The organism is Runella limosa DSM 17973 (assembly GCF_000482465.1).
Taxonomy (GTDB): domain Bacteria; phylum Bacteroidota; class Bacteroidia; order Cytophagales; family Spirosomataceae; genus Runella; species Runella limosa.
This window is the reverse complement of the sequence record NZ_KI519420.1, coordinates 781,173-803,566: the sequence shown is the minus strand read 5'-3', so window position 1 is coordinate 803,566 and position 22,394 is coordinate 781,173. Positions and strand designations below refer to the sequence as shown.

Sequence of the window (22,394 nt, the reverse complement as noted above, 5' to 3'; positions counted from 1 at the left end):
AGTGAGTCGGGTTGTAACCAACCCGACTTTTTATTTTTATCCGTAGGCTGAGGACACTTTCAGACAGTTACTTTATCATTAAAAGCCCTGACAAGTTGGGCAATTTCGGGAAGTAAATCGGGATTTTGTTCGATGCCATTTCCTACCACAATCACGTCGGCACCCGCTTCGAGGGCGGCTTGTGCTTTGGACGGAGAATTGATTCCTCCTCCCACAATGATAGGCGTATCTACTGCTTTTCGAACAGCCGCAATCATCTCGGGCGAAACAGGTTTTTGAGCCCCACTACCTGCATCTAAGTACATCACTTGAAGCCCGAGCAATTCGCCTGCCATGGCCGTACAAGCGGCTACGCTAGGTTTATCGTGCGGAATAGGCGTGGTGTTGCTAATGTAAGAAACCGTCGTCGCACGGCCACTTTCCACCAACATATACCCCGTAGGTAATATTTCCAGCTGACTACGTTTCAACAAAGGAGCTGCCACCACGTGTTGGCCGATGAGGAGTTCAGGATTACGTCCCGAAATCAGCGACAACAACAAAATGGCATCGGCCGAAGGCTCAATGTGAAGGCTATTCCCAGGAAATAAAATGGCAGGGATGGACGTATGCTCGTGAATGGCCTTGATGATGTCGTCGGCGGCATAGCGTGTAATGAGGCTTCCTCCGACAAAGAAGAAATCAACCCCGTGACGTACACTCTCGGCCAATAAAAAAGGAAACGACGAGAACTCGACCTTATCGGGATCGAGCAAAACGGCAAACGCCTTACGTCTTTCTTGAAGATTATCCTGGAGTATCGTTCGTATTCTTGACCTCATTCGTTTGTTGCTGTGTAGCCAAAAAATCCATTAATTTTTGACGTGCTATATCCAACGCCCACGTCATCGCCAACGAAGTCGCTGTTTTTACTAACCACGACGGTTGGCTGTTGGTTCGTTCGGGCAATGCAAAAGATGCTTGTTGTTTGGTTTTGACTTCGGGCTCATCGTCTGGTAACAGTAGCTCTAGCACTAAATAAACCGCCGCAATTGCCCCGCCTATCACCAAAGCCTGCTTACCGACACGCGCCGCGTCATCTTTCAAATCCGTCATTTTTTCTTCCAAGAGTTTACGGTACCCTTCCGATACCTCCTTCAGCTCCGTTTTGCGGCTGTTGGTATCTCCGAAAGGCTCTTCAAACGAAAGGATATTTTTAGGAAGTGATGCCATTGGGTGGTTATTTTATCGTTAAGCATTAAAATCTGCTTAAAAAAATCAGCTAATTCTTTCTCAAAAGTCGTAAAAACCTCTTAGATGCCCAAAACAGAACCTTATTTTTAAAGAAATTGTAATGCAAACACGTCGAAGCGCGTACCTTTGTAGTTCCTATACATTACCAATCATTCCTTATTTGAAACAAAATGCCACTCGATCAAGAATTTGACAACCCCACCCACGAAGAATCAGAAATGACGTTCATTGAGCACCTCGAAGAACTACGCTGGCACGTCATCCGCGCCGCAGGTGCAATTATTGTTTTTACCATTGGGGCATTCATTTTTATTGAGGAGATATACGATAAAATTATTTTGGCCCCTTCTCGTTCGGATTTCTGGACCTACCGAATGTTGTGTAAAATCGCAGATTTCACAGGCGCCCAAGGGCTTTGCATCAACCAACTTGATTTTGAGCTTCAAAGCCGCGAAATGGCAGGACAATTTACGATGGCTTTGATGTCGGCGCTTATCATTGGCCTTCTCTTTGCGTTTCCGTATGCGTTTTGGGAAGTTTGGCGCTTCATTAAACCAGGTCTAAAATCTTCTGAGCGCAAAATGTCGCGCGGGGCGGTATTTTACGTTACGTTTTTGTTCATGTCAGGGGTGCTTTTTGGTTATTACATTGTTGCTCCATTGGCCATCAACTTCCTTGCTAATTTTAAGCTTGACCCTCGCATCAAAAACCAATTTGATATTACCTCATACGTTGGTTTAATTTCTATTTTGACCCTCGCCTGCGGACTTACTTTCCAATTGCCTGTAGTGGCTTTTGTACTTTCTAAAATTGGTTTTCTCAATCCGCGCTTCATGCGTGAATACCGTCGCCACGCCTTCGTGGTCATTCTTATCTTAGCCGCAATCATCACGCCTTCTCCCGATGTTCTTAGCCAAGTATTGGTGGCCTTACCGCTTTCGTTGCTTTACGAAATCAGTATTTTTGTATCGGCCTGGGTAGAGCGTAACAAGAAAGCCGACGCTGAACTGGAAGCCAAACAAGAGGAAGACGATGCTTTTAACAACCCTTGGACACCCGACGCCGACGTCTAATGAAAATCATAGCATAAATGATTCAGTTTATTGATATACAAAAATCGTTTGAAGGACGAATGGTATTGGGAGGTGTCTCAGGCACATTTAAGCCTGGCGACACCAGCCTTATCATTGGCGGTAGTGGTACGGGAAAAAGCGTTTTGCTCAAATGCTTGATTGGTCTTATTCGCCCCGACAACGGCCAAGTGCTCTACAACGACCGCGATTTTTGGAACAGCGACGAAGAAGTACGAAAACAAGTTCGCCGCGAAATGGGGGTTTTGTTTCAAGGTGGAGCGCTGTTTGATTCTAAAACAGTAGCACAAAACGTACGCTTCCCACTCGATATGCTTACCGACATGAGCGAGAGCGAAAAAAATGACCGTGTCATGGTTTGTCTCACGCGGGTGGGGCTTGACCATGCCGTCAATCGGATGCCTTCCGAAATTAGTGGTGGGATGAAAAAACGCGTCGGTATTGCGCGGGCGATTGTGATGAACCCCAAGTATTTGTTTTGCGACGAACCCAACTCGGGCCTTGACCCGCTCACTTCGATTAAAATCGACGAGTTAATCAAGGAAATTACGGACGAATACAACATCACCACGGTCGTCATTACGCACGACATGAATTCGGTGCTCGAAATTGGAGAAAAAGTAATGTTTCTCTACAAAGGCTATAAACTTTGGGAAGGCGACAACAACACCATTCTCCAAGCTGATGTTAAAGAGCTCAACGAATTTGTCTTTGCCAGCAAGCGCTTACGAGAAATGGGGCGATAACGCAAACGCTTTCTTATAAATGGGTTTTCGATAGGCAAACTGCGCCCACAACAACGGGTACATCAAATAGTCGGTTATCCAAAGAGGTGTTTTAAATTCAATTTCGTCCGAAATGATTGTACCGCCTGCTTCTTGATGGATGATTCGGTGGCGGTGGCGCCAAAAGCGCAAGAAAAAAGGCAATTTTGTTCCCTCATCAACAAAATAAATCTCCGATTCGGACGACTGTTGCTCCGTAATCCGACTAATCCATTGCTGTTTAAAAAGGAGGAAATTCAGTTCTAATACCACCATATCGCCCGCTAGGCAACCATCAAACCGCACAACCCGCACGGGAGGAAACGGCGGACTAAGCTTGCGAAACAGCTCCTCATTAAACCCTTGCCAAACCACTTGGTAGGGCTGGCTTACATGCGTTTGAATACGTAATTTCATACAGTGTAAACTTCCTGCTCTGCAAAAAGTTTTCTACTTTTGGACTTTTCGACCATTACTTACACTATGCTTACTGTTTACGGTATTTCTAATTGCGACACCATCAAAAAAACGCTTACTTGGCTCAAATCCAACCAAATGGAATTCTTATTCCATGATTATAAAAAGCAAGGAATTTCGCGCGAAACGATTGAAGATTGGCTCTCTCAAACCGATTGGGCAAAGTTGGTAAATAAAGCAGGGACTACCTTTAAAGCCCTTTCTGATGAGCAAAAAGCAGCTATTGTCGATTCGCAAAGTGCCCTTGAATTGATGCTTGAAAAACCTTCGTTGATTAAGCGTCCCGTGATTGAAAACAGTGGAAAAATCGTAAAAATTGGCTGGAAACCCGAAGGATTATGAGAATCCTCACTGTTTTTGGCACCCGCCCCGAGGCCATCAAAATGGCCATGCTGGTTCGTCAGCTCCGCCACCACCCGCATTTTGAGCATAAATTATGCGTAACGGGTCAGCATCGTCACATGCTCGACCAAGTGCTCGAATTGTTTGAGCTAACGCCTGATTTTGACCTCAACATCATGCAAACGGGGCAGGATTTGACCGATGTCACGTGTCGAATCCTCACGGGGTTGCGTACCCTTTTCCAGTCGTATCGCCCCGACCTCGTGCTGGTCCATGGCGATACCACTACTTGCATGGCTACGTCGTTGGCGGCTTTTTACGCTGGCATTAAAATAGGCCACGTTGAGGCAGGACTACGCACGGGAAACTTGCAATCGCCTTTTCCTGAAGAAGCCAATCGACTCATCACCGACCGCCTCGCCAACTATTATTTTGCTCCTACCGACCGCAATGTAGCAGCTTTGTTACGTGAAGGTGTTGCCCCAAACGTAATTATCAAAACAGGAAATACTGTCATAGACGCGCTCCTGCACGTAAGCAAACAAGTGGAAGGTTTTTCGGAACGCGTATCTAGTGATTTGAAGCAGCTTTTTTCTACCAATCGCCAGATTTTATTGGTCACAGGGCATCGTCGCGAAAACTTCGGCGAAGGTTTTATTCAAATATGCGATGCTTTGCGTGAACTTGCGCAGCGGTATCCCAATTTAGAAATTGTTTACCCAGTGCACCTCAATCCCAATGTTCAGAAACCTGTGTACAAACGCTTGGGCGACTTGCCAAATGTACACCTACCTGCTCCCATGGATTACGCCGATTTTGTGTATGCCATGAAAAAAAGCTGGGTCATCCTGACCGATTCAGGCGGCGTACAAGAAGAAGCACCGAGTTTGGGCAAACCCGTACTGGTGATGCGCGACACCACCGAGCGCCCTGAGGCCGTAGAAGCAGGAACAGTTCGGCTCGTGGGAGCCAATCGCGCTACTATCACCCAAGCCGTTACTGAGCTTTGGACACAAGCATCTGTCTATCAAGCAATGTCAGAAGCCAACAACCCCTACGGCGATGGTTTGGCGAGTCAACGAATTATTGATTTTTTGGAAAGTATTGTCGGTTAGAGTTAAATGCTCGCAAATGATCTCGTCGGTTATAAGTAACCGACGGCACGATTAATAAGTAACCGACTGCACTACTAACGCCCTTCTTTGGGCAAAGGGATTTCTCCTGTTTGAGCGTAGTTGACCAACCATTCTTTTTTAGGGCCTTGAATCGTGAGGAAAAAATCGTAGATAGGCTTCATATCCTTCACAAAATCGCCCGTGGGATAAATAACATCGCCAAAAACCACTGCTTTTCGTGGATAATCAAACCCTACCAAAATAATGGGCACGTTGGCTTTTAGGGCCATGTAATAAAAGCCCGTTTTTAGTTTTGACACATTGCTGCGTGTCCCTTCGGGAGCAACCGCAATGTGAATTGCTTCGTTTTCTTGAAACGTAGCCGCTACCGCCTCCACCAAGTTATTGTTTTTTGTACGATCCACAGGATACCCGCCAAGCCCGCGAAATAGCCAGCCAGAGTACCACTTAAACAATGCACTTTTTCCGAGGTAGCCTATTTTAAGATTTATGTACGCTCTCACGCCTATTCCCACAAAAAAATCCCAATTGTACCAATGAGGGCTTACAAGCCATATCCCTTTTTTTAGTTCGGTGGGTGCATGTCCTATTGTGCGCCAGCCAACTAGCCGATAAAGTAGTCCAAAAAGCCAATTCATGAAGCGTAAAAGGTTAGGTTTTTCTCAAATGTAACGACCACTTGCGTTTTCAGCAACATTTCTTCACTTTTTTGAAAAAAGGAAACGATATTGTATTTTATGCGTTACAATAAGTAATGAACCACTCTTTTCTATTTCGATGAATATGCAAGGAATTACCAAACGTTCTTTACTAAAAGATGCTATTTTAATTACAGCGGGTATTTTTAGCGCGGGACTTGGCCTGAAAGGTTTTTTACTTTCGAGCCACTTTATTGATGGCGGTGTCACGGGCATTTCTATGCTTCTTTCCTCCATCTTGAAAGTCCCCTTGGCTGTACTTATTCCTATCATCAACCTACCATTTATTTTAATGGGCTACCGTCAAATCGGTTTAGCGTTTGCCATCAAAAGCACCTTTGCCATTACAGGTCTGTCCCTATGTTTGGCCTTTGTTCAGTTCCCCGATGTGACTCCCGACTTGTTATTAACATCCGTATTTGGTGGTTTTTTTATTGGGGCTGGTATTGGATTAGCAATGCGAGGAGGTGCTGTTTTGGACGGTACAGAAGTAGCGGCATTGCTTGTTAGCCGCAGAAATTCTACGATTCGCGTTGGCGACGTGATTTTGGGCATGAACATTCTCATTTTTGCCACGGCTGCTTACTTTTTGGGGGTTGACATTGCCCTTTATTCGATGCTAACTTACTTCACCGCCTCCAAAACCGTCGATTATTTGATACATGGTATCGAAGAATATACAGCTGTCTGGATTGTTTCTGACCACCACGAAGCCATCCGCGAAATGATTACGGACAAACTCCACAAAGGTGTCACGGTCTTAAACAGTGAAAAAGGTTTTGGAAAACGTGGACTTCAAAACCAAGAGACTAAAGTACTCTACTCGGTCGTTACTCGACTAGAAGTCAGCCGTTTACGGGATGCCATTTCAGAAATCGACCCGCAGGCTTTTGTAGTACAACACGGCATTGACGATGCTCGTGGAGGAATTGTAAAAGAAAGGGCCTTGCACTAATGCGCAACGCCCTTTAAAATTATTCTCTAAACCACTCTTTCTTAGCGGTCTTCGTACATCCCTTCGTAGTATTTTTGATAATTACCCGACGTTACATTGTCGAGCCATTCTTGGTTATCTAAGTACCACTGCACCGTTTTTTCAAGCCCTTGCTCAAACGTCACCGAAGGCTTCCAGCCCAGCTCGTTCATTAACTTTGCAGGGTCAATGGCGTATCTCAAATCGTGGCCAGCACGGTCAGTCACGTACGTAATCAATTGTGCCGACGTGCCTTCTTCGCGGCCTAGTTTTTGGTCCATGATATTGCACAGCAAATGCACCAAATCAATGTTTTTCCACTCGTTGCAACCACCAATGTTATACGTTTCGCCGTTGACACCATGGTGAAAAATGGCATCAATTGCCCGCGCGTGGTCTTCTACGTACAACCAATCACGCACGTTTTCGCCTTTTCCATACACTGGAAGCGGCTTATGGTGGCGAATGTTATTAATCATCAACGGAATCAACTTCTCTGGAAAGTGATTAGGGCCGTAGTTGTTTGAGCAGTTTGAAATTACTACTGGAAGTTTGTACGTATTCTGGTAGGCTCTCACAAAGTGGTCAGACGAGGCTTTTGAAGCCGAATAGGGCGACCGTGGGTCGTACTTGGTCGTTTCCACAAAAAACTCGTTGGGGTCATGAAGTTCTCCATAAACCTCATCAGTCGAAACATGATAAAAGCGGCGTCCTTCTTCTTTTCCTTTCCAGCTCTGACGGGCCGCGTTTAGCAAGTTGACCGTTCCGATGACGTTGGTTATCACAAAAGCCATCGGATCAGAAATTGACCTGTCCACGTGCGACTCTGCCGCCAAGTGAATAACCCCTGTGAAATCATTGTCTTTAAATAATTTATCAATAAATGCCGCATCGGTAATGTCGCCTTTGACAAAACGGTAATTAGGGGCATTTTCAATGTCTGTAAGATTGGCGAGGTTTCCTGCGTACGTCAGTGCATCGAGATTCACAATCTGATACGCTGGGTATTCGGTCACAAAACGGCGCACCACGTGCGACCCAATAAAACCTGCTCCGCCTGTAATAAGTATAGCCCCCGCTCCCCCAATGGGGGTATCTTTAGGTAATTGATTCATAGTGTTTTAGAAAAAACTTTATTTCAAAATTAAGTTTTAGGGGGTAGCTAATTTTTGTTGCCAGCGCCAAGCATCCCGAAGTGATTCTTCGAGTGTTTTTTCGGCTTTCCAGCCCATCACATTGTGCGACTTATCTACCTGAGCGTAAATTTGCTCAATGTCGCCCGCACGACGAGGCCCGATTGCATAATTTAGCTTAATGTTATTTACTTGCTCAAACGTCTGAATCAAACGAAGCACCGTTACGCCTTCGCCCGTTCCTACGTTGAACACATCGTAAAAGTTATCTTCTTCGGTTTTGGCCAATAGCTCAAGCGCTTTTACGTGTGCCTTCGCCAAGTCCACCACGTGGATAAAGTCACGGATACAAGTACCGTCGGGCGTGTTGTAGTCGTCTCCAAATACCGTTAATTTTTCGCGTAAACCTGCCGCGGCTTGCGTCAAATAAGGTACCAAATTGCTTGGTACGCCGCGCGGCAACTCCCCAATTTGTGCCGATTCGTGCGCACCCACTGGATTAAAATAGCGCAACGAAATGGCTTTAAGACCCGTTTTTGAGATCACCACATCACGAATAATGTCTTCACAAATACGCTTGGTATTTCCGTACGGAGAAGCCGCTTCTTGGCGAGGTGTTTCTTCCGTCACAGGTAGCACGTCAGGTTGTCCATACACTGTACACGACGAAGAAAATACAAAGCTTTTTACGCCAAATTCCTGCATTACTTTCAACATCACAAGCGTAGAGCCTAGGTTGTTTTGGTAATACATCAATGGCTTTTCCACCGACTCTCCGACGGCTTTACTTGCCGCAAAATGAATCACGCCATCAAATTTTTCTTTTGCAAATATTTGCCGCAGCGCTGTCTCATCATTGCAATCGGCGCTGTATGACACAACAGCCTTCCCAATAATAGATTCTAGCCTGCTAAGTACTTTTTCTTCTGAGTTACTGAAGTCATCAATGATAACTGGCTCAAAACCTGACTGATGCAGTTCAACAACCGTATGAGAGCCAATAAAACCAGCTCCTCCTGTGACCAATATTTTCATGTAAAGTGTAGAAAATTGAATGACAAAACTATAAAATTTGGGCACTGAAAAAAAAATGTTTTTCTTTAACGCAAACTTCACTGACATTGCTCCATGACAGAACAAGAAATCAAAGCGCTGGTTTCGCTTCTCGACGACGACGACAAAGAGGTGTTGCAGTTGGTTGAAAAAGAAATTAGACAGCAAAGAGAGATTATCATTCCCTATTTAGAGAATGAGTGGGAAGGCGCGGGCTTTAATCCAAAAATTCAGCGCCGCATCGAAGAATTAGTACACGATCTTCAGTATGAAGTCTTGGTAGAACGCCTGTCCGATTGGCACCATGGTGGAGCTATCGACTTACTGGAAGGACTCTGGATTATTGCTACTTACCAATATCCTGATTTGTCGCTGGAAAGCCTCCGAAGCGACTTCGAACAGTTTTACTACGAAACATGGCTTGAATTTAAAGAAGACATGCACCCGATCGACCAAATACGCGCCTTGAATCACGTCTTTTTTTCAAAGCTAAAATTTGGTTCAAACACCAAAAATTTCCACGCAGCAAGTAACTCGATGATCAACGTCGTGCTAGAGTCCCGCAAGGGAAATCCCATTACCCTGTGTTGTATTTACATGATTGTGGCCCAACGCCTCAACATGCCCGTTTATGGGGTTAATTTACCCAACCTTTTTGTGCTTACTTACAAAAAGGACGCAGTGCAGTTTTACATCAATGTCTTTAACAAAGGCTTGGTGTTTATGCGCTCCGACATCGACCATTACATTGCACAGCTCAATATCAAGACCAACGATTCGTTTTATCAGCCTTGTTCTAACCTCGACATCCTGCGTCGGGTTCTTAGGAACCTCACGCTTGCATTTGAAAAAACGGGCGATAGCGATAAAGTAAAAGAAATTGAGCGAATGTCGGCAGTATTGCAGGAACCGATTGATGAATAAAGGAACGGCCTATTACACCGCCAACACCCCCAAAAAATCGTCCACCCGAAAACGGTATAGGCGGTATTGTTGGCGTGGCAGTGGGGTATGAATGGGGAAAGTTTCGCCCGTAAAAAAGTCGTTTTCGTCGGTAAAAGAGTGAATTAAAATTTCCTCTTTAAAACTCAAATTTCGAGTACCGTGCAATTTATACAATGCTTCTTTGGCACACCAGTACGTACAAAGGCGCTCTAGTTGCTCGCCCGCATGGGTCGTTTCTGAATCCGAAAGGAATTTGGGCGCCACGCGGGCGAGCTTAGGCGCTACTCGTTCTAAGTCCACGCCAATCGATACCAAGGGGTGCAAGGCCACCACCACAAACCGCGCCGTGTGGGTAAGCGAAATTTCTGCTACGGCATTGTTCAAAAACGGTTTTCCAAAATTGTCTTTCCGCATTCCTGTATAAATACGCCCACTGGCTTCGACAATCGACTGCATTGCCCGCCTGCCTGTGAGCCATTCCAATCGTTTTTGGGGATGCGAGATGGTCTCGTACTCAGCCCATTCTTCGGCAGTGGCCGCAAGTCCTTCTTGCAATTCTTCGATAGGCTCAAAAATCTCCCAAATCAGGAGCAAACATTCATCAAAAACAGTCCACTGGCGAACGATAGGCATAGATGCAATCTTTTGGTGTAACTTTGCACAAAAATACGCGCGTTTGGAATTTTATGCGTTTGAACAATAAATTATGCTTAAAGTACATAAAATAGACACATTTTCTGGACACCGCGACTGCGTATATGCTGTTCAACCTTCGGCAGAAGACAAGCATTTTTATTCGGCAGGTGGCGATGGACTCGTTGTCAAGTGGGACCTAACCCGTCCCGACTGGGGAGATGTGGTGGCCCAAGTGCCTGCGTCTGTCTATGCTTTGGCATTTGACACAAACCAAAATCAACTGTGGGTAGGACAAAACTACGAAGGGATTCAGGTCATTGACCCGCTCGAAAAACGGGTTGTCGCTTCGGCACAACTGACCACAGCCGCTATTTTTGACATTATTTTTTTTGAAAACCAAGCGTTTTTGGCCCTTTCAGACGGCGTTGTTATTGTCATGGACCGTCAGGCATTTGCCGTTCGTAAACATATAAAAGCCAGTCAACAATCGGCTCGGTGTATCGCCATCAATGCCCTCACCCGCGAAGTAGCCATTGGTTATAGCGATAACTGCATCCGCGTGTTTGGTATCGACGAGCTAGACTTGCGGCACACTTGGGAAGCCCATACTAATTCTGTTTTTTCGGTTAGTTTCTCACCCGACGGTCGCTATTTGTTATCGGGAAGCCGCGACGCGCACTTGAAAATCTGGGATGTAACCAATGGCTACGTACTTCATCAAGACATTGTTGCTCACCTTTTCGCCATCAATCACCTCACTTACAGCCCCGACCAACGGCTGTTTGCCTCGTGTAGCATGGATAAATCAATTAAGATTTGGGACGCAACCACCTTTCGACTCCTCAAAGTGATTGACCGCGCCCGTCATGCAGGCCACGGTACTTCCATCAATAAACTTCTTTGGACTTCTTTTAACAATCAACTCATTTCAGCCAGCGACGACCGTCGAATTTCGGTCTGGGACATAAAGACCAACTAAACAGCCATGCGTAAATTTTTTGATTTATTTTTACAAGCTCTCAAAGGGGAAGAGCACGAATATACTTCGGGCAGTATCAATCGCGCCATTTTTCTACTATCAGTACCCATGATTTTAGAAATGGTCATGGAATCTCTTTTTGCGGTTGTTGATATTTTCTTTGTATCTAAAGTCAACACCGACGCCGTTGCGACGGTAGGACTTACCGAATCTGTTTTAACGCTTGTTTACTCCGTGGCCATTGGCCTTAGTACAGCTGCGACCGCCATCGTGTCGCGGCGCATCGGAGAAAAACAGCACGCCGAAGCAGGCCATGCCGCAGCGCAGGTTATTTTAGTATCCGTGGTATTAGGCATCGTGATTGGGCTTGGTGGCTTTTTTGGGGCAGAAACCATCCTACGCGCCATGGGCGGCAGCGAAAACCTCATAGCCTCAGGCGCTAACTTCACCCGAATTATTTTTGCCAGTAGCCCCGCTATTATTTTATTGTACACCCTCAGTGGGGTTTTACGGGGTGGCGGCGATGCTGCCGTGGCCATGCGCTCGCTCTGGATTGCCAACGGCGTCAATATGCTGCTTTGCCCACTTTTTATCTTTGGTTGGGGGCCTGTTCCTGCATTTGGAGTAGCGGGTTCGGCCATGGCCACCACCATAGGTCGCAGTCTTGGGGTGCTTTACCAGTTATATGCTTTAACCAAGGGCAATGGGGTTATCAAAGTACTTTCATCGCAACTCAAAGCCGATTTTACCATTATTCGTAACCTTATCAGTGTTTCGGCGGGCGGTACGGGACAATTTCTTATTGCTTCTGCCAGTTGGGTGTTTCTGACGCGTATTTTGTCAGACTTCGGCCCTCAGATTGTGGCAGGTTATACCATCGCCATTCGCGTTATTGTGTTTACCATTTTACCTTCGTGGGGCATGGCCAATGCCGCCGCCACTTTGGTAGGGCAAAACCTTGGCGCAAACAAACCCGAACGCGCCGAAACCTCGGTTTGGCGAGCAGCCTTCTTCAACTTTGTGTTTTTGGCCGTTGTTGCTGTCATATTTTTTGTCTTTTCGGCAAACATTATTAGCTGGTTCAACGACGACCCCACCACAGTAGCCACGGGCGTCAACTGCCTACGGATCATTTGTTTTGGGTATTTATTTTTTGCTTATGGGATGGTTATCAGCCAGTCATTCAACGGCGCAGGCGATACCCTAACCCCTACGCTCATGAACTTGGTTTGCTTTTGGGCTATCGAAATACCCCTTGCTTATTTCTTAGCAAAATACCTCGATTTAGGCCCCAACGGCGTATATATTTCCGTCGCATTCAGCGAGTCAATGCTTGCTGTGGTAGGGATTCTCCTTTTTAGGCGCGGAAAGTGGAAAACCAAGAAGGTATAGCCTCAAGGTTTATCCTTTTGATTACCTGATAATTTCCTCTAACTTTGCAGGCCATTTTTAAGTGCGAATGAAAGAACAGATAGACCGTACTAGACTTCCTCAACATATAGCCATCGTGATGGATGGCAACGGCCGCTGGGCCAAGCAGCGCGGCGCCATGCGGGTGTTTGGGCACAGAAACGCTATTAAAGCAGTCCGCGAAGCTACCGAAGGCTGCGCCGAACTGGGCGTTAAGTACCTGACATTGTATGCGTTTTCGACCGAAAACTGGGGGCGACCTGAAGCCGAAGTAAGGGCGTTGATGGAACTATTGGTACATACAATTGCTGATGAATTGCCAACATTGCAAAAAAACGATGTCAGGCTTGACACCATTGGCGACACCGCTAGTTTGCCTAAATCTTGCCAAAAAGAGCTATCGCAAGCCATAGAAAAAACGAAGCATAACAAAGGTCTTAATCTGATTTTGGCCTTAGGATATAGTGGCAAATGGGATATTATCCAAGCCACCCAACGTTTAGCGCAACAAGTGAGAGACGGTTCGTTGAAGTCAGAAGACATTACCGAAGACTTATTTAACCAAACGCTCTCGACCTATCCCCGCCCCGATGTTGACCTGATGCTACGCACAGGAGGCGACCACCGCATCAGTAATTTCTTGTTGTGGCAGTTGGCCTATGCCGAGCTTTACTTCTACGACGAGGTCTTTTGGCCAGACTTCCGCCGAGAGCATTTACATGAGGCCATTTTGTCGTTTCAACAACGAGAAAGACGTTTTGGTAAAACCAGTGAACAGATTGTGACCGAAGCGAAATAAACCCCTTCTTTTGCCGTTATTAGAAAATGGGAAAGAACAGTGTATCTATGAAAAAATTCAACCAACTTATCCGTCTCGTTAGCTTTTTTGGTGTTTTCGTCATGACGACCGTGTGCCTTCATGCGCAGCAGCTGGGCCTAGGGCGAAACACCCCTGCGACTACGTCTGCCCCGAAAGACGAAGCTATCAACTATGCGGAACCTAAAGACTATGTCGTTGCCGAAATTATTGTAACTGGCAACCAATTTTTGGACCCTAACTCCATGATTTCAATGTCGGGATTGAGAGTAGGCGACAAAATCAAAGTTCCTGGCGATGCCATCAATGGAGCGATTAAAAAATTGATGGATCAAAAGATTTTGGAAGATGTCGAAATCTTAGCTCGTAAAATCGAAGGCGAACAAATCTGGTTAGAGATTCGCATTAAGGAGCAATCGCGTCTTTTCAAAGTCGAATTTGACGGCATTCGGAAGGGAGAAAAAGAGTCTCTTAATGATAAAATCAAGCTTCCCAAAGGGCGTATCATCTCTAACACGATGATTAAAAACACCCAATTGGCCGTAAAACGCTATTTTATCGACAAAGGCTTCATGAACGTGAAGGTCAGAATCACCCAGATTTCGGATTCTACTCGCGGAAATGCAACCCTCAAAATTCTCGTCACCAAAGGCGCAAAAGTGAAGATTCGTCAAATTGTGTTTAATGGTCGTCAAGAGATATTGGAAGGAAAACTCCGCAATAAACTGAAGGGAACAAAACAAATGCGTTTTGGCCGCCTTTTTACGCCTTCAAAATTCATTCCTAAGAAATACGAAGAAGACAAAGAGAAAATCATCGAACTCTATAACAAAAATGGGTTCCGTGATGCGACCATTATCTCTGATTCCATTATTCACAACCCAGGGGAAAAAACCATTGACGTGGTGTTGAACATTGAAGAAGGCCCTCGCTACTACATTCGTGATATTACTTGGCAAGGCAACTACCTTCGTACGACCGAACAACTCAGCAAGGTATTTGGCCTTAAAAAAGGCGATGTTTATAACCCTGAAGAAATTCAGAAACGCCTTGAAGCCAACCCAGGCCAAGACGTGAGCTCGCTGTACATGGATGATGGTTATTTGTACTACAACTGCCGCGCCATCGAAAAAGCCGTTGAAGGGGATTCTATCGACCTTGAGATGCGCATTTTTGAAGGGAAACAAGCGACCATCAACAAGATTATTTTGAATGGTAACACCAAGACCAGCGACCACGTGGTGCTGCGTGAATTGTTTACATTGCCAGGCCAGAAATTTAGCAAAACAGAAATCATCAACACCCAACGTCAGTTGTCGCAGTTAGGGTATTTTGATGCTGAAAAAATTGGCATCAACCCTGTTCCCCACCCAGAAGATGGAACGGTGGACATTGAATATACCGTAGAAGAAAAGCCAAGTGACCAAATTGAGCTTTCTGGTGGTTGGGGTGGATACATCGGTTTTGTGGGTACTTTGGGGCTTGTATTCAACAACTTCTCTACCAAAAACATCACAAACCTCAAAGCATGGAAACCACTTCCATCGGGCGATGGACAAAAGCTTTCTATACGTTTCCAAGCAAGTGGTCGTCAGTTTCAGACATATACCCTTAGTTTCTCAGAACCGTGGTTGGGTGGTAAAAAACCTGTTAACTTCGGTATCAACTTGAGCCACACGGTGTATCGTACGGTTGACTATTCTAACCTTTATACTCGTTCAACAAGTGGTTTGAAGTTTTTGGGCTCTTATAAAAACACAGGGGTTACCATATCACTTGGCAAGCGCCTTAAAATACCCGACCGTTACTTTGTATTAAGTTCAGCACTTTCATATCAGCGTTACAGAATGGACAGCCTTGACTTGTTTGGTATTGGCTATCCAAACGGGGTTTCAAACAACGTAACCTTGAACTTAACATTGTCGCGCAATACGATTGATAACCCTCAGTTCCCACGTGGAGGTTCGTCGTTCTCGTTGAGTGGCACTTTTACTCCGCCTTATTCTGCCATCACAGGAAACACGTCTTTCTCGACCAAAGAAGCACAGTACAAATGGGTAGAATACCACAAGTGGATGTTTGATGCGACATGGTACCAAACCATAGCAGGCAAGCTGGTATTGAGTACCCGCGCCCACCTTGGTTTCTTGGGTAGATACAACCAAAACTTATCCATCAGTCCATTTGAACGCTTTGTACTCGGAGGCTCGGGATTAGCGGGTTATGGTATGTTTGCTTTGGCCCAAGACATCATCGGTTTGAGAGGATACACCGACCGCTCGCTTGTACCTATCTACAACCGACTTAGTACAGTTGATGCCTCACAAAGTACCAGCACCGCTACAAGCAGTGTAAGTAGTCTTGGAGGGGTTGCCTATAGCAAGTACGTGATGGAATTACGTTACCCACTTTCGCTTAACCCATCGGCGACCATCTTTGGTTTGGTGTTTGCGGAGGCTGGAAATAACTGGGGAACCGATCAACCTCAAAAGAAATACAAAGACTACAACCCGTTTGATTTGAAACGTTCGGCGGGGGTTGGGGCGCGTATTTTCATGCCAGCCTTCGGTTTGATTGGTATTGACTGGGCGTATGGATTTGACCCACTACCAGGACAAACGAATCGCAGTGGCCCTCAATTCCACTTCACGATTGGACAACAAATTCGCTAGAAAAGACATAGACTGAATGGAGTAGGTAAATTATAGCCTACTCCACCAACAAAATCCAAGCATCTACAATGAAAACCCGTGGGCTTTTACTAATTTTGCAATTCGTCTTGGTAACCTACTCATTATCAGCCCAAAAATGGGGATATATGGATATGGAGTATGTGACTAGCAAAATGCCTGAATACCAAAAAGCACAAACTGAGCTTGATAAGTTTTCGGAACGTTGGGCAAAAGAAATTCAAGATAAATATACCGAAATAGACCGCCTACAGCGGCTTTATCAGGCAGAAGAAGTACTTTTGACCGACGAAATGAAACGCAAACGTCAGCAGGAAATCGCTGATAAAGAGCGCGAAGCCAAAGATTATAACAACAAAATTTTTGGATTTGAAGGGATGTTGTTTCAAAAGAAAAAAGAAATCATCAAACCCATCACCGATCAGGTTTATAAAGCAGTAGAACGCGTATGTCGTCAGCGGAGGTTGGATATACTACTTGACAAATCAAGCGATTTTGTCATTATCTATTCCAATCCAGTACATGACTATACCGATTATGTTATCGAAGAGCTTGGTTTAGGTACCGAAGAAAAAGAAAAAAATACTAAACCAGCAACTAATAGCGTTAATACGCCAACAACAAATACCCCAGCAACAAATACCCCAGCTAATAAAGTAACCAAACCAAAACAGTAGATAAAAATGAAACGTACATTGACTGTAGCCTTCCTTGCGATTATTGCTTTAGTGAGTTTTGAAAGCAAAGCACAACAGGCTACGAACAAAATCGGTTGGACCAACGTGGACTACGTGATGACGTTGTTACCTGACTATAAGAAAATTGAGAACGAGCTTACGATTCAGCAACAGCAAATTGAAAAAGCTATGCAAGAGAAATCGAAAGAGTTCGAAGACAAATACAAGGCTTATCAACAAAACGCTGCCAAGTGGTCTGAAATCATTCGTGCAGATAAAGAAAAAGAATTGAACCGCCTTCAAACGGACTTCCAAGATTTCCAACGCAATTCTCAAGAGTCATTACAGAAAAAGCAACAACAATTGCTTCAGCCTGTGATGGTGAAAATCCAAGGAGCTATCGACGCTGTTGGTAAAGAAAACGGCTACACGTATATCTTCAACATGGATGCAGGGGCTAACACAACTCCTATCATCTTGTTTGCAGGTTCTGAAGAATTAAACGTTAGCAACTTGATTTTGAAAAAATTGGGTGTTGACCCTGCGGAAGTTGAAAAACAACAAAAAGCCGCAGCAGAAGCAGCTGTTCAGCAATTGCAGCAAAAAACAGGTGGCGCAACTACCCCTGCTACGCAGCCTGCAACCAAGCCAGCGACTCAAACTCCTGCCAATCCAGTAAAGAAAAACTAAGACATTTCTGTCTGACACAAAAAGGGAACCGCATCGTGCGGTTCCCTTTTTGTGTTTAAAAGACTTTCTAAGAGGTGAATACCTCAGCATAGATTTGATTTCTATAAGATGTAGCTCCTCTGGAGCAATGAATAACGGCTTTATATTTTAATGCCCTATCAATTGATAAACTTGGAAAGTCTTTTCGGCTAATAACTAGGGAAACTCCTCTAAAATCAAAAAGCGAGAGAATACTCTCCCGCTTTTCGATTCGTTTTTTATTTTCTTTTTAGCAGTAAAACCTCACTCAATACCTCATCGACCAAAATGGATTACGTTGCGCTTTCATGCTTTCGGCAATGTGCTTTTGAATCATTTGATTGTAGTCAGCTACTTTGATTTTCTTTCCTTTCATTTTGGGTAAAGCAAGCTCTTTTTGCACGTTTTTAAGCTCCACTTTCTGGGCCGAAACCACTACGTCTCCGTCGTTAATATCTAGTTCCAAAATCAAGCCTGGTAAACCAAAATAACGCTCAGGTCCCGCCGCTACTGGAATATCCTGCGCAAACCAAGCCGTAATCTTTTGATTTTTAACGGGGTCAAACGTCTCCGCTTTCATACAAATATAGCCCGCCACATCCTTGATTTGGTTTTGCACCCGCCAATTGTACGTTACCAGCGAATCTTCCATCAAGTAAGTTTTGCCCAACATTTCGTGGTGTTCAATGAGCTTGTTGGCATCAAAATTACGGTGAACCAGGTAATCATCTTGCCGCCACGACCATTGCCCATCTTCGCTTTGGCCTTGGTCACTGAAATACGTATAAAGACTTTGCTTTTCGTCAAAATACAACTTCATTTTTACGCCATACCCGTCTTCATTTCCCCACGTAAGTTTCATACGGTCTTTTTCCTCTTTGCTCAAGAACGTCAGTCGGGCATTGATTTTTGTCCAGTAGCTCTTGTGTTCGTACGTGACCATCCCTTCGGTCGATTGGGCATACACACTGTTGGCTATCCACAACAGACCCACTACTAAAAAGTTCAATCTATTTTTCATGTCTTTATAGCGATTATCTTGTTTGGTTGGATTAACGATTGATTAAAAGAAACCTCCACGGCGTTTGAGGGTGGTATTCATCCCGCGCATGTTGTAGGTAAAGGTAAGCATTCCGTAGCGCGCCAAGGTCTGTACTTTTTCTTGCGAAACAAAGTTTTGGTTGGCAAACTGGCTAATACCCAAGTTTTTGTTAAACACGTCATACACCGACAAACGAATCTCCGCCTTTTTGGCTTTACCCAAAATCTTGTAAATCGACGCATTCATAATCGGCAAACGTTGGTCAAGGTTGAAACGGTTGTTGACATAAATACGGTAATCAAGGTTCGAGTTAATGAAGAAATCTTTTGGCAACTTAATGTTCATCGTACCACCGTAAGTATGGTTGATGATTTTCATGTTTTGCGACGTATTTACCGAGAAACGAGAGTTGGTAACGCCCCAGTTGGCATTGGCAAAAAACGTAAAGTTGTCGCTAGGCGTTAAGTCCAAACGCATTCCAAAACGATAGCTGTCGTTGTTGGTTTGGTTAAGTACTCCGTTGATATAAGTCAAGTTACGGCTAAAATTAGGGTTCGCATTTACACTAAGATTACTTTTTGTTTTCTTCAACGGGAAACCAAAGTTCATCCAAGCACCCACACTCTGTCCACCTGAAATATTGGTAGGGGTAGTAACTGTCACCAACGTTCTTGGGTCAACTTGCTGATTGTAAATAATTTGATTGACATTGTATGAATAAAACAAGTTTAAACCCAAATTTGTAAAGCTTGCAGGGTTAAACATGTTGTAGCCAAAATTAAGGCTGTGATTCACCGAAGGAAGCAAATCTGGATTTCCTTGACGGATATACAATGGGTTGCTGTTGTCAATGACGGGTTGCAAGTCACGTACGTTTGGCTGATTGACACTCACATCGTATCCCGACCAGAGATAACGGTTGTTTTTGAGGTCATAGTTAAGAGAAGCGTTGGGCAACCATGCCACAAACGTGCGATTGACGTTGATGAAAGAGCTTGGATTTTGCCCCAATGCAAATTTACCATCCAATCCAAAGCGCTGTACGGCTAGTCCTCCCGAAATGTTAAATCCTTTGTAGGTATAACGCAAAGATGACCCGATACGCGCGTATGTAATGTCATTTTTAAAGTAACTACTCAAAGTGTCAACGGGGATTCTTCGTCCACTTTCTTGGGCCAAATCAAAGGCGTCACGGTCAACAAAATTTCCACGGCGGCTTAGGTTTAAGAATGTTTCCCAAAATACCCGTTTCGACACTGGTTCCACAAACAACAAACTTGATTTTAGCTCATTTACTTGACTATTGGTATTGTTGGTCAAATCAAGTGCTCTACGAATTACATCATTGGCGGAGGTGGCGGAATAAAACAAATTCAATGAATTTTGGTCTGCAATTCCATCATTTTGAACGTACCCGTACGAACCACTGGCTGCAAAGTTACGCCCTTTTTTACTCTTGGCCTTCCAGCGGTAAATAAGAGTATTGGAAGTTTCCATTTTGTCAACGTCCGTAGCGTTTTTAATGGTCGTTTCGTTCGACTTAAAGTTACCTGCTTGAAAATACTGCTGAAGGCTATTGAGGCTGGTGTTTCCGCCATTGAGGCGGCTGTTATTGGTAAAAATAATCGTGTTGGTTGAGTCAATCATTTGTTCATAACGGAAAGACAAACGGTGGTTTCCGATGAAGTTGATTTGACTACTTTCTTCTTGTGACTTGAACGAACCGTTGGTCAAGAAATTTTCACGACTACGAAGCGCGTCCAATACTTGACGCGTAGAATTATAATAGTAACTCGAATTTACTTTGGTTTTTTTGCCGTTGTAATTGTAGTTAATACCAGCGGCAACGTTGTTGGAATAACCCTGTCCTCTACCTCCACCAACGGGGATATTGAGTCCGCCGTCGTCCTCCCCACCAATCATAAAGAAGCGTCCACCGCCGCCACCAAAGCCAAAGTCGCCGTTGTCGTTCCAGCTATTAAACGAACCACTTCCTCTAAAATCTTGGTAGTCGTCCCAAGACATCCCCGTTTGGTTCGTGTTGTTGGTGAGACCAATAAGCGAAAACTGGTTTTTATCGTCAAACTTATTGTAGTTTCCTTTGATTTCCCCCCGCGCACCTCTCGAATTGTTTCCGTCGGCACCTAAGCCAGCGGTAACCTTTCCAAAGCCACCTTTTTTGAATCCATCTTTTAATTCAAGGTTAACCGTTTTTTCTTTTTTACCGTCGTCAACGCCCGTCACTTTTGCTTGTTCTGATTTATCGTTAAAAATCTGAACTTTTGTAATCGCTTCCGCAGGAAGGTTCTTGGTAGCCATTTTAGGGTCATCTCCGAAGAAACGCTTGCCATCGACGGTTACTTTCCGTACTTGCTGGCCTTGGGCTACGATGTTTCCGTCTTGGTCAATCTGAACCCCTGGTAGCTTTCGAAGTAAGTCTTCTACCGTTGACCCAGGCGGGACTTTAAACGAAGCGGCGTTGTACTCAATCGTATCCCCTTTGATACTGAGTGGCGCACGGGCGGTTTTGACTACTACTTCAAACAATTCTTTGGTAATTGCTTTCATTTCTAAAGTACCAAGGTCAATGAGCTCTTTGTCACCAAACACAATGTCTTTTTGAAAAGGGATATACCCTACGAATGAAATTTTGAGCAAATAATCGCCTTTTTTGACGTTACGAAGCACAAACACACCTTTATCATTAGAGCGTGTAAAATTGACCAAAGACGAGTCTTTTCGCTGCAACAACATGACTGTTGCCGAACCTAGTGGTCCTGAGGATGTATCAGCAGTGATACCTTGGATTTGGAAACGTGTGGGAGCTTGGGCGCACGCAAACAACGCACTAAGGCACATAAGTGCCCCGAGGAGAAGTTTCTTCATGGCTGTTTAGGTTATAAAAGTGTTTTAAAATGGTTAGAAAATGGCTATTACACTACAAACGTACTATTCGGTTAGTTTATTACCTAACAATACAAAGAAAATTTTATATTAAAGTTTGTTAAATCTAGTAAAGAAGCCTCCGTGGAAGTGTACTTGGGGTTATCGAAAAGGTTACACCTAAGGCAAAAAAAAACAGCGGGTCGAAATTTCGACCCGCTGTTATGTAATCACCATCCTCTGTTACGCTGCCCGTTCCGACCGTAGTCGTCGTAGGTTGAGCGTTCATTGTCTCGCTTTTCGTGGGTAATCTCACGATTAAGTGCGTATAAGTCTTCTTGAAGTTCGCGGCGCTCGCGTGGGTCAAGCACGCGGTCGCGCCAGAAAATTTGCTCTTTACGTTCGATACGTTCTACATCTCTTAACAATCCTTTCGCTTCGCGTGACGAGATAGAGCCTTGGGCAATTCCATCCGCAATTCGGCGGCGGGCTTCGCGTTGAAAATCATCAATACGGTCGCCCATATTTCCTCTTCCTCCCCGATTGTCATATCCACGGTCATCGCGGCGATTGTCGTAGCGGTCGTCATAACGACGGTCGCGGTTGTTGTTGTTTCCCCATTGTGCATTGGCACCGATAGAAACTAAAATCATGGCTGCGGCAAACACTAACTTTTTCATGGCTTTTATTGGTTTATGTGAACGGTT

Annotated in this window: 22 protein-coding genes; 12 read left to right on the top strand and 10 right to left on the bottom strand. The window is 44.7% G+C overall.

The genetic code is table 11. The features are described from left to right. Window positions 1-59 precede the first annotated feature (59 nt). Window positions 60-821, bottom strand: a complete 762-nt coding sequence (locus K339_RS0113335; protein WP_028524034.1) for a phosphoglycerol geranylgeranyltransferase — start codon at window positions 819-821, stop codon at window positions 60-62. After that, window positions 787-1,212, bottom strand: coding sequence for a hypothetical protein (locus K339_RS0113330; protein WP_028524033.1), 426 nt, complete (start codon window positions 1,210-1,212; stop codon window positions 787-789). Before K339_RS0113330 ends, K339_RS0113335 begins: the two co-directional genes overlap by 35 nt. Before the next feature lie 191 nt (window positions 1,213-1,403). Here K339_RS0113330 and tatC point away from each other — a divergent pair, with 191 nt between their 5' ends. Both tatC and K339_RS0113320 read left to right on the top strand, forming a co-directional pair. Then, window positions 1,404-2,306: a twin-arginine translocase subunit TatC gene (gene tatC, locus K339_RS0113325; RefSeq protein ID WP_028524032.1), complete on the top strand. Its 903-nt coding sequence runs from the start codon at window positions 1,404-1,406 to the stop codon at window positions 2,304-2,306. A gap of 17 nt (window positions 2,307-2,323) precedes the next feature. Then, on the top strand, window positions 2,324-3,070 hold the full coding sequence (locus K339_RS0113320) for an ABC transporter ATP-binding protein (RefSeq protein ID WP_028524031.1): 747 nt from the start codon (window positions 2,324-2,326) through the stop codon (window positions 3,068-3,070). Here the strand turns inward: K339_RS0113320 and K339_RS0113315 are convergent. Continuing rightward, window positions 3,050-3,505 carry an SRPBCC family protein gene (locus K339_RS0113315; RefSeq protein ID WP_028524030.1) on the bottom strand — a complete coding sequence of 152 codons (456 nt, stop codon included), beginning with the start codon at window positions 3,503-3,505 and terminating at the stop codon, window positions 3,050-3,052. The two genes, K339_RS0113320 and K339_RS0113315, sit on opposite strands and share 21 nt — an antisense overlap. Before the next feature lie 66 nt (window positions 3,506-3,571). Here K339_RS0113315 and K339_RS0113310 point away from each other — a divergent pair, with 66 nt between their 5' ends. After that, window positions 3,572-3,907, top strand: coding sequence for an arsenate reductase (locus K339_RS0113310; RefSeq protein ID WP_028524029.1), 336 nt, complete (start codon window positions 3,572-3,574; stop codon window positions 3,905-3,907). Further along, window positions 3,904-5,022 carry a non-hydrolyzing UDP-N-acetylglucosamine 2-epimerase gene (wecB, locus tag K339_RS0113305; protein ID WP_037300304.1) on the top strand — a complete coding sequence of 373 codons (1,119 nt, stop codon included), beginning with the start codon at window positions 3,904-3,906 and terminating at the stop codon, window positions 5,020-5,022. Before K339_RS0113310 ends, wecB begins: the two co-directional genes overlap by 4 nt. A gap of 74 nt (window positions 5,023-5,096) precedes the next feature. Here wecB and K339_RS0113300 read toward each other — a convergent pair whose 3' ends face one another. After that, window positions 5,097-5,681: a 1-acyl-sn-glycerol-3-phosphate acyltransferase gene (locus K339_RS0113300; protein ID WP_028524027.1), complete on the bottom strand. Its 585-nt coding sequence runs from the start codon at window positions 5,679-5,681 to the stop codon at window positions 5,097-5,099. 145 nt (window positions 5,682-5,826) lie between these two features. Here K339_RS0113300 and K339_RS0113295 point away from each other — a divergent pair, with 145 nt between their 5' ends. Further along, entirely contained in the window at window positions 5,827-6,696 is an 870-nt protein-coding gene (locus K339_RS0113295; protein ID WP_051397996.1) for a YitT family protein, read from the top strand. A 41-nt stretch (window positions 6,697-6,737) separates the two neighbouring features. On the opposite strand, the gene rfbB is transcribed toward K339_RS0113295, so the two are convergent. Both rfbB and galE read right to left on the bottom strand, forming a co-directional pair. After that, entirely contained in the window at window positions 6,738-7,829 is a 1,092-nt protein-coding gene (gene rfbB / locus K339_RS0113290) for a dTDP-glucose 4,6-dehydratase (RefSeq protein ID WP_051397995.1), read from the bottom strand. 36 nt (window positions 7,830-7,865) lie between these two features. Continuing rightward, on the bottom strand, window positions 7,866-8,882 hold the full coding sequence (galE, locus tag K339_RS0113285) for a UDP-glucose 4-epimerase GalE (protein ID WP_028524024.1): 1,017 nt from the start codon (window positions 8,880-8,882) through the stop codon (window positions 7,866-7,868). Between the two features lie 93 nt (window positions 8,883-8,975). Between galE and K339_RS0113280 the strand changes: the two genes are divergently transcribed. Then, window positions 8,976-9,824 carry a transglutaminase-like domain-containing protein gene (locus tag K339_RS0113280; RefSeq protein WP_028524023.1) on the top strand — a complete coding sequence of 283 codons (849 nt, stop codon included), beginning with the start codon at window positions 8,976-8,978 and terminating at the stop codon, window positions 9,822-9,824. A gap of 12 nt (window positions 9,825-9,836) precedes the next feature. On the opposite strand, the gene K339_RS33605 is transcribed toward K339_RS0113280, so the two are convergent. Continuing rightward, window positions 9,837-10,478 carry a 4'-phosphopantetheinyl transferase family protein gene (locus K339_RS33605; RefSeq protein ID WP_051397994.1) on the bottom strand — a complete coding sequence of 214 codons (642 nt, stop codon included), beginning with the start codon at window positions 10,476-10,478 and terminating at the stop codon, window positions 9,837-9,839. A 73-nt stretch (window positions 10,479-10,551) separates the two neighbouring features. On the opposite strand from K339_RS33605, the gene K339_RS0113270 reads away from it, so the two are divergent. The 6 genes from K339_RS0113270 to K339_RS0113245 all read left to right on the top strand — a co-directional run bounded on the left by K339_RS0113270 (window position 10,552) and on the right by K339_RS0113245 (window position 17,744). Further along, window positions 10,552-11,460, top strand: a complete 909-nt coding sequence (locus K339_RS0113270; protein ID WP_028524022.1) for a WD40 repeat domain-containing protein — start codon at window positions 10,552-10,554, stop codon at window positions 11,458-11,460. A gap of 6 nt (window positions 11,461-11,466) precedes the next feature. Further along, the gene (locus K339_RS0113265; protein ID WP_028524021.1) at window positions 11,467-12,852 is read left to right on the top strand and encodes an MATE family efflux transporter; all 1,386 of its coding nucleotides are present in this window, start codon (window positions 11,467-11,469) and stop codon (window positions 12,850-12,852) included. A 67-nt stretch (window positions 12,853-12,919) separates the two neighbouring features. Beyond that, window positions 12,920-13,669, top strand: coding sequence for an undecaprenyl pyrophosphate synthase (gene uppS, locus K339_RS0113260; RefSeq protein ID WP_028524020.1), 750 nt, complete (start codon window positions 12,920-12,922; stop codon window positions 13,667-13,669). A gap of 47 nt (window positions 13,670-13,716) precedes the next feature. Beyond that, window positions 13,717-16,359 (top strand): outer membrane protein assembly factor BamA, encoded by a 2,643-nt coding sequence (bamA, locus tag K339_RS0113255; RefSeq protein ID WP_051397993.1) that lies wholly within the window; start codon window positions 13,717-13,719, stop codon window positions 16,357-16,359. A gap of 68 nt (window positions 16,360-16,427) precedes the next feature. Beyond that, entirely contained in the window at window positions 16,428-17,054 is a 627-nt protein-coding gene (locus tag K339_RS0113250; RefSeq protein ID WP_028524018.1) for an OmpH/Skp family outer membrane protein, read from the top strand. A 6-nt stretch (window positions 17,055-17,060) separates the two neighbouring features. After that, a complete protein-coding gene (locus K339_RS0113245) occupies window positions 17,061-17,744 on the top strand; it encodes an OmpH/Skp family outer membrane protein (protein WP_028524017.1) in 684 nt (227 codons plus the stop codon). A gap of 286 nt (window positions 17,745-18,030) precedes the next feature. Here K339_RS0113245 and K339_RS0113240 read toward each other — a convergent pair whose 3' ends face one another. The 3 genes from K339_RS0113240 to K339_RS0113230 form a co-directional block, all read right to left on the bottom strand. Next, on the bottom strand, window positions 18,031-18,783 hold the full coding sequence (locus K339_RS0113240; protein ID WP_028524016.1) for a GLPGLI family protein: 753 nt from the start codon (window positions 18,781-18,783) through the stop codon (window positions 18,031-18,033). Window positions 18,784-18,825: 42 nt separating this feature from the next. Further along, a complete protein-coding gene (locus K339_RS0113235; protein WP_028524015.1) occupies window positions 18,826-21,690 on the bottom strand; it encodes an outer membrane beta-barrel protein in 2,865 nt (954 codons plus the stop codon). Window positions 21,691-21,917: 227 nt separating this feature from the next. Continuing rightward, window positions 21,918-22,367, bottom strand: coding sequence for a hypothetical protein (locus K339_RS0113230; RefSeq protein ID WP_028524014.1), 450 nt, complete (start codon window positions 22,365-22,367; stop codon window positions 21,918-21,920). Window positions 22,368-22,394: the final 27 nt, after the last annotated feature.

What these genes read in the sequence shown, in the direction of transcription:
- K339_RS0113250 (WP_028524018.1), top strand. Translation starts at nt 16,428, where the DNA reads ATGAAAACCCGTGGGCTTTTACTAATTTTGCAATTCGTCTTGGTAACC.
- K339_RS0113295 (WP_051397996.1), top strand. Translation starts at nt 5,827, where the DNA reads ATGCAAGGAATTACCAAACGTTCTTTACTAAAAGATGCTATTTTAATT.
- K339_RS0113310 (WP_028524029.1), top strand. Translation starts at nt 3,572, where the DNA reads ATGCTTACTGTTTACGGTATTTCTAATTGCGACACCATCAAAAAAACG.
- K339_RS33605 (WP_051397994.1), bottom strand. Translation starts at nt 10,478, where the DNA reads ATGCCTATCGTTCGCCAGTGGACTGTTTTTGATGAATGTTTGCTCCTG.
- K339_RS0113315 (WP_028524030.1), bottom strand. Translation starts at nt 3,505, where the DNA reads ATGAAATTACGTATTCAAACGCATGTAAGCCAGCCCTACCAAGTGGTT.
- K339_RS0113265 (WP_028524021.1), top strand. Translation starts at nt 11,467, where the DNA reads ATGCGTAAATTTTTTGATTTATTTTTACAAGCTCTCAAAGGGGAAGAG.
- K339_RS0113320 (WP_028524031.1), top strand. Translation starts at nt 2,324, where the DNA reads ATGATTCAGTTTATTGATATACAAAAATCGTTTGAAGGACGAATGGTA.
- K339_RS0113330 (WP_028524033.1), bottom strand. Translation starts at nt 1,212, where the DNA reads ATGGCATCACTTCCTAAAAATATCCTTTCGTTTGAAGAGCCTTTCGGA.
- K339_RS0113230 (WP_028524014.1), bottom strand. Translation starts at nt 22,367, where the DNA reads ATGAAAAAGTTAGTGTTTGCCGCAGCCATGATTTTAGTTTCTATCGGT.
- galE (WP_028524024.1), bottom strand. Translation starts at nt 8,882, where the DNA reads ATGAAAATATTGGTCACAGGAGGAGCTGGTTTTATTGGCTCTCATACG.
- K339_RS0113335 (WP_028524034.1), bottom strand. Translation starts at nt 821, where the DNA reads ATGAGGTCAAGAATACGAACGATACTCCAGGATAATCTTCAAGAAAGA.
- rfbB (WP_051397995.1), bottom strand. Translation starts at nt 7,829, where the DNA reads ATGAATCAATTACCTAAAGATACCCCCATTGGGGGAGCGGGGGCTATA.
- wecB (WP_037300304.1), top strand. Translation starts at nt 3,904, where the DNA reads ATGAGAATCCTCACTGTTTTTGGCACCCGCCCCGAGGCCATCAAAATG.
- uppS (WP_028524020.1), top strand. Translation starts at nt 12,920, where the DNA reads ATGAAAGAACAGATAGACCGTACTAGACTTCCTCAACATATAGCCATC.
- K339_RS0113235 (WP_028524015.1), bottom strand. Translation starts at nt 21,690, where the DNA reads ATGAAGAAACTTCTCCTCGGGGCACTTATGTGCCTTAGTGCGTTGTTT.
- K339_RS0113300 (WP_028524027.1), bottom strand. Translation starts at nt 5,681, where the DNA reads ATGAATTGGCTTTTTGGACTACTTTATCGGCTAGTTGGCTGGCGCACA.
- tatC (WP_028524032.1), top strand. Translation starts at nt 1,404, where the DNA reads ATGCCACTCGATCAAGAATTTGACAACCCCACCCACGAAGAATCAGAA.
- K339_RS0113280 (WP_028524023.1), top strand. Translation starts at nt 8,976, where the DNA reads ATGACAGAACAAGAAATCAAAGCGCTGGTTTCGCTTCTCGACGACGAC.
- bamA (WP_051397993.1), top strand. Translation starts at nt 13,717, where the DNA reads ATGAAAAAATTCAACCAACTTATCCGTCTCGTTAGCTTTTTTGGTGTT.
- K339_RS0113245 (WP_028524017.1), top strand. Translation starts at nt 17,061, where the DNA reads ATGAAACGTACATTGACTGTAGCCTTCCTTGCGATTATTGCTTTAGTG.
- K339_RS0113270 (WP_028524022.1), top strand. Translation starts at nt 10,552, where the DNA reads ATGCTTAAAGTACATAAAATAGACACATTTTCTGGACACCGCGACTGC.
- K339_RS0113240 (WP_028524016.1), bottom strand. Translation starts at nt 18,783, where the DNA reads ATGAAAAATAGATTGAACTTTTTAGTAGTGGGTCTGTTGTGGATAGCC.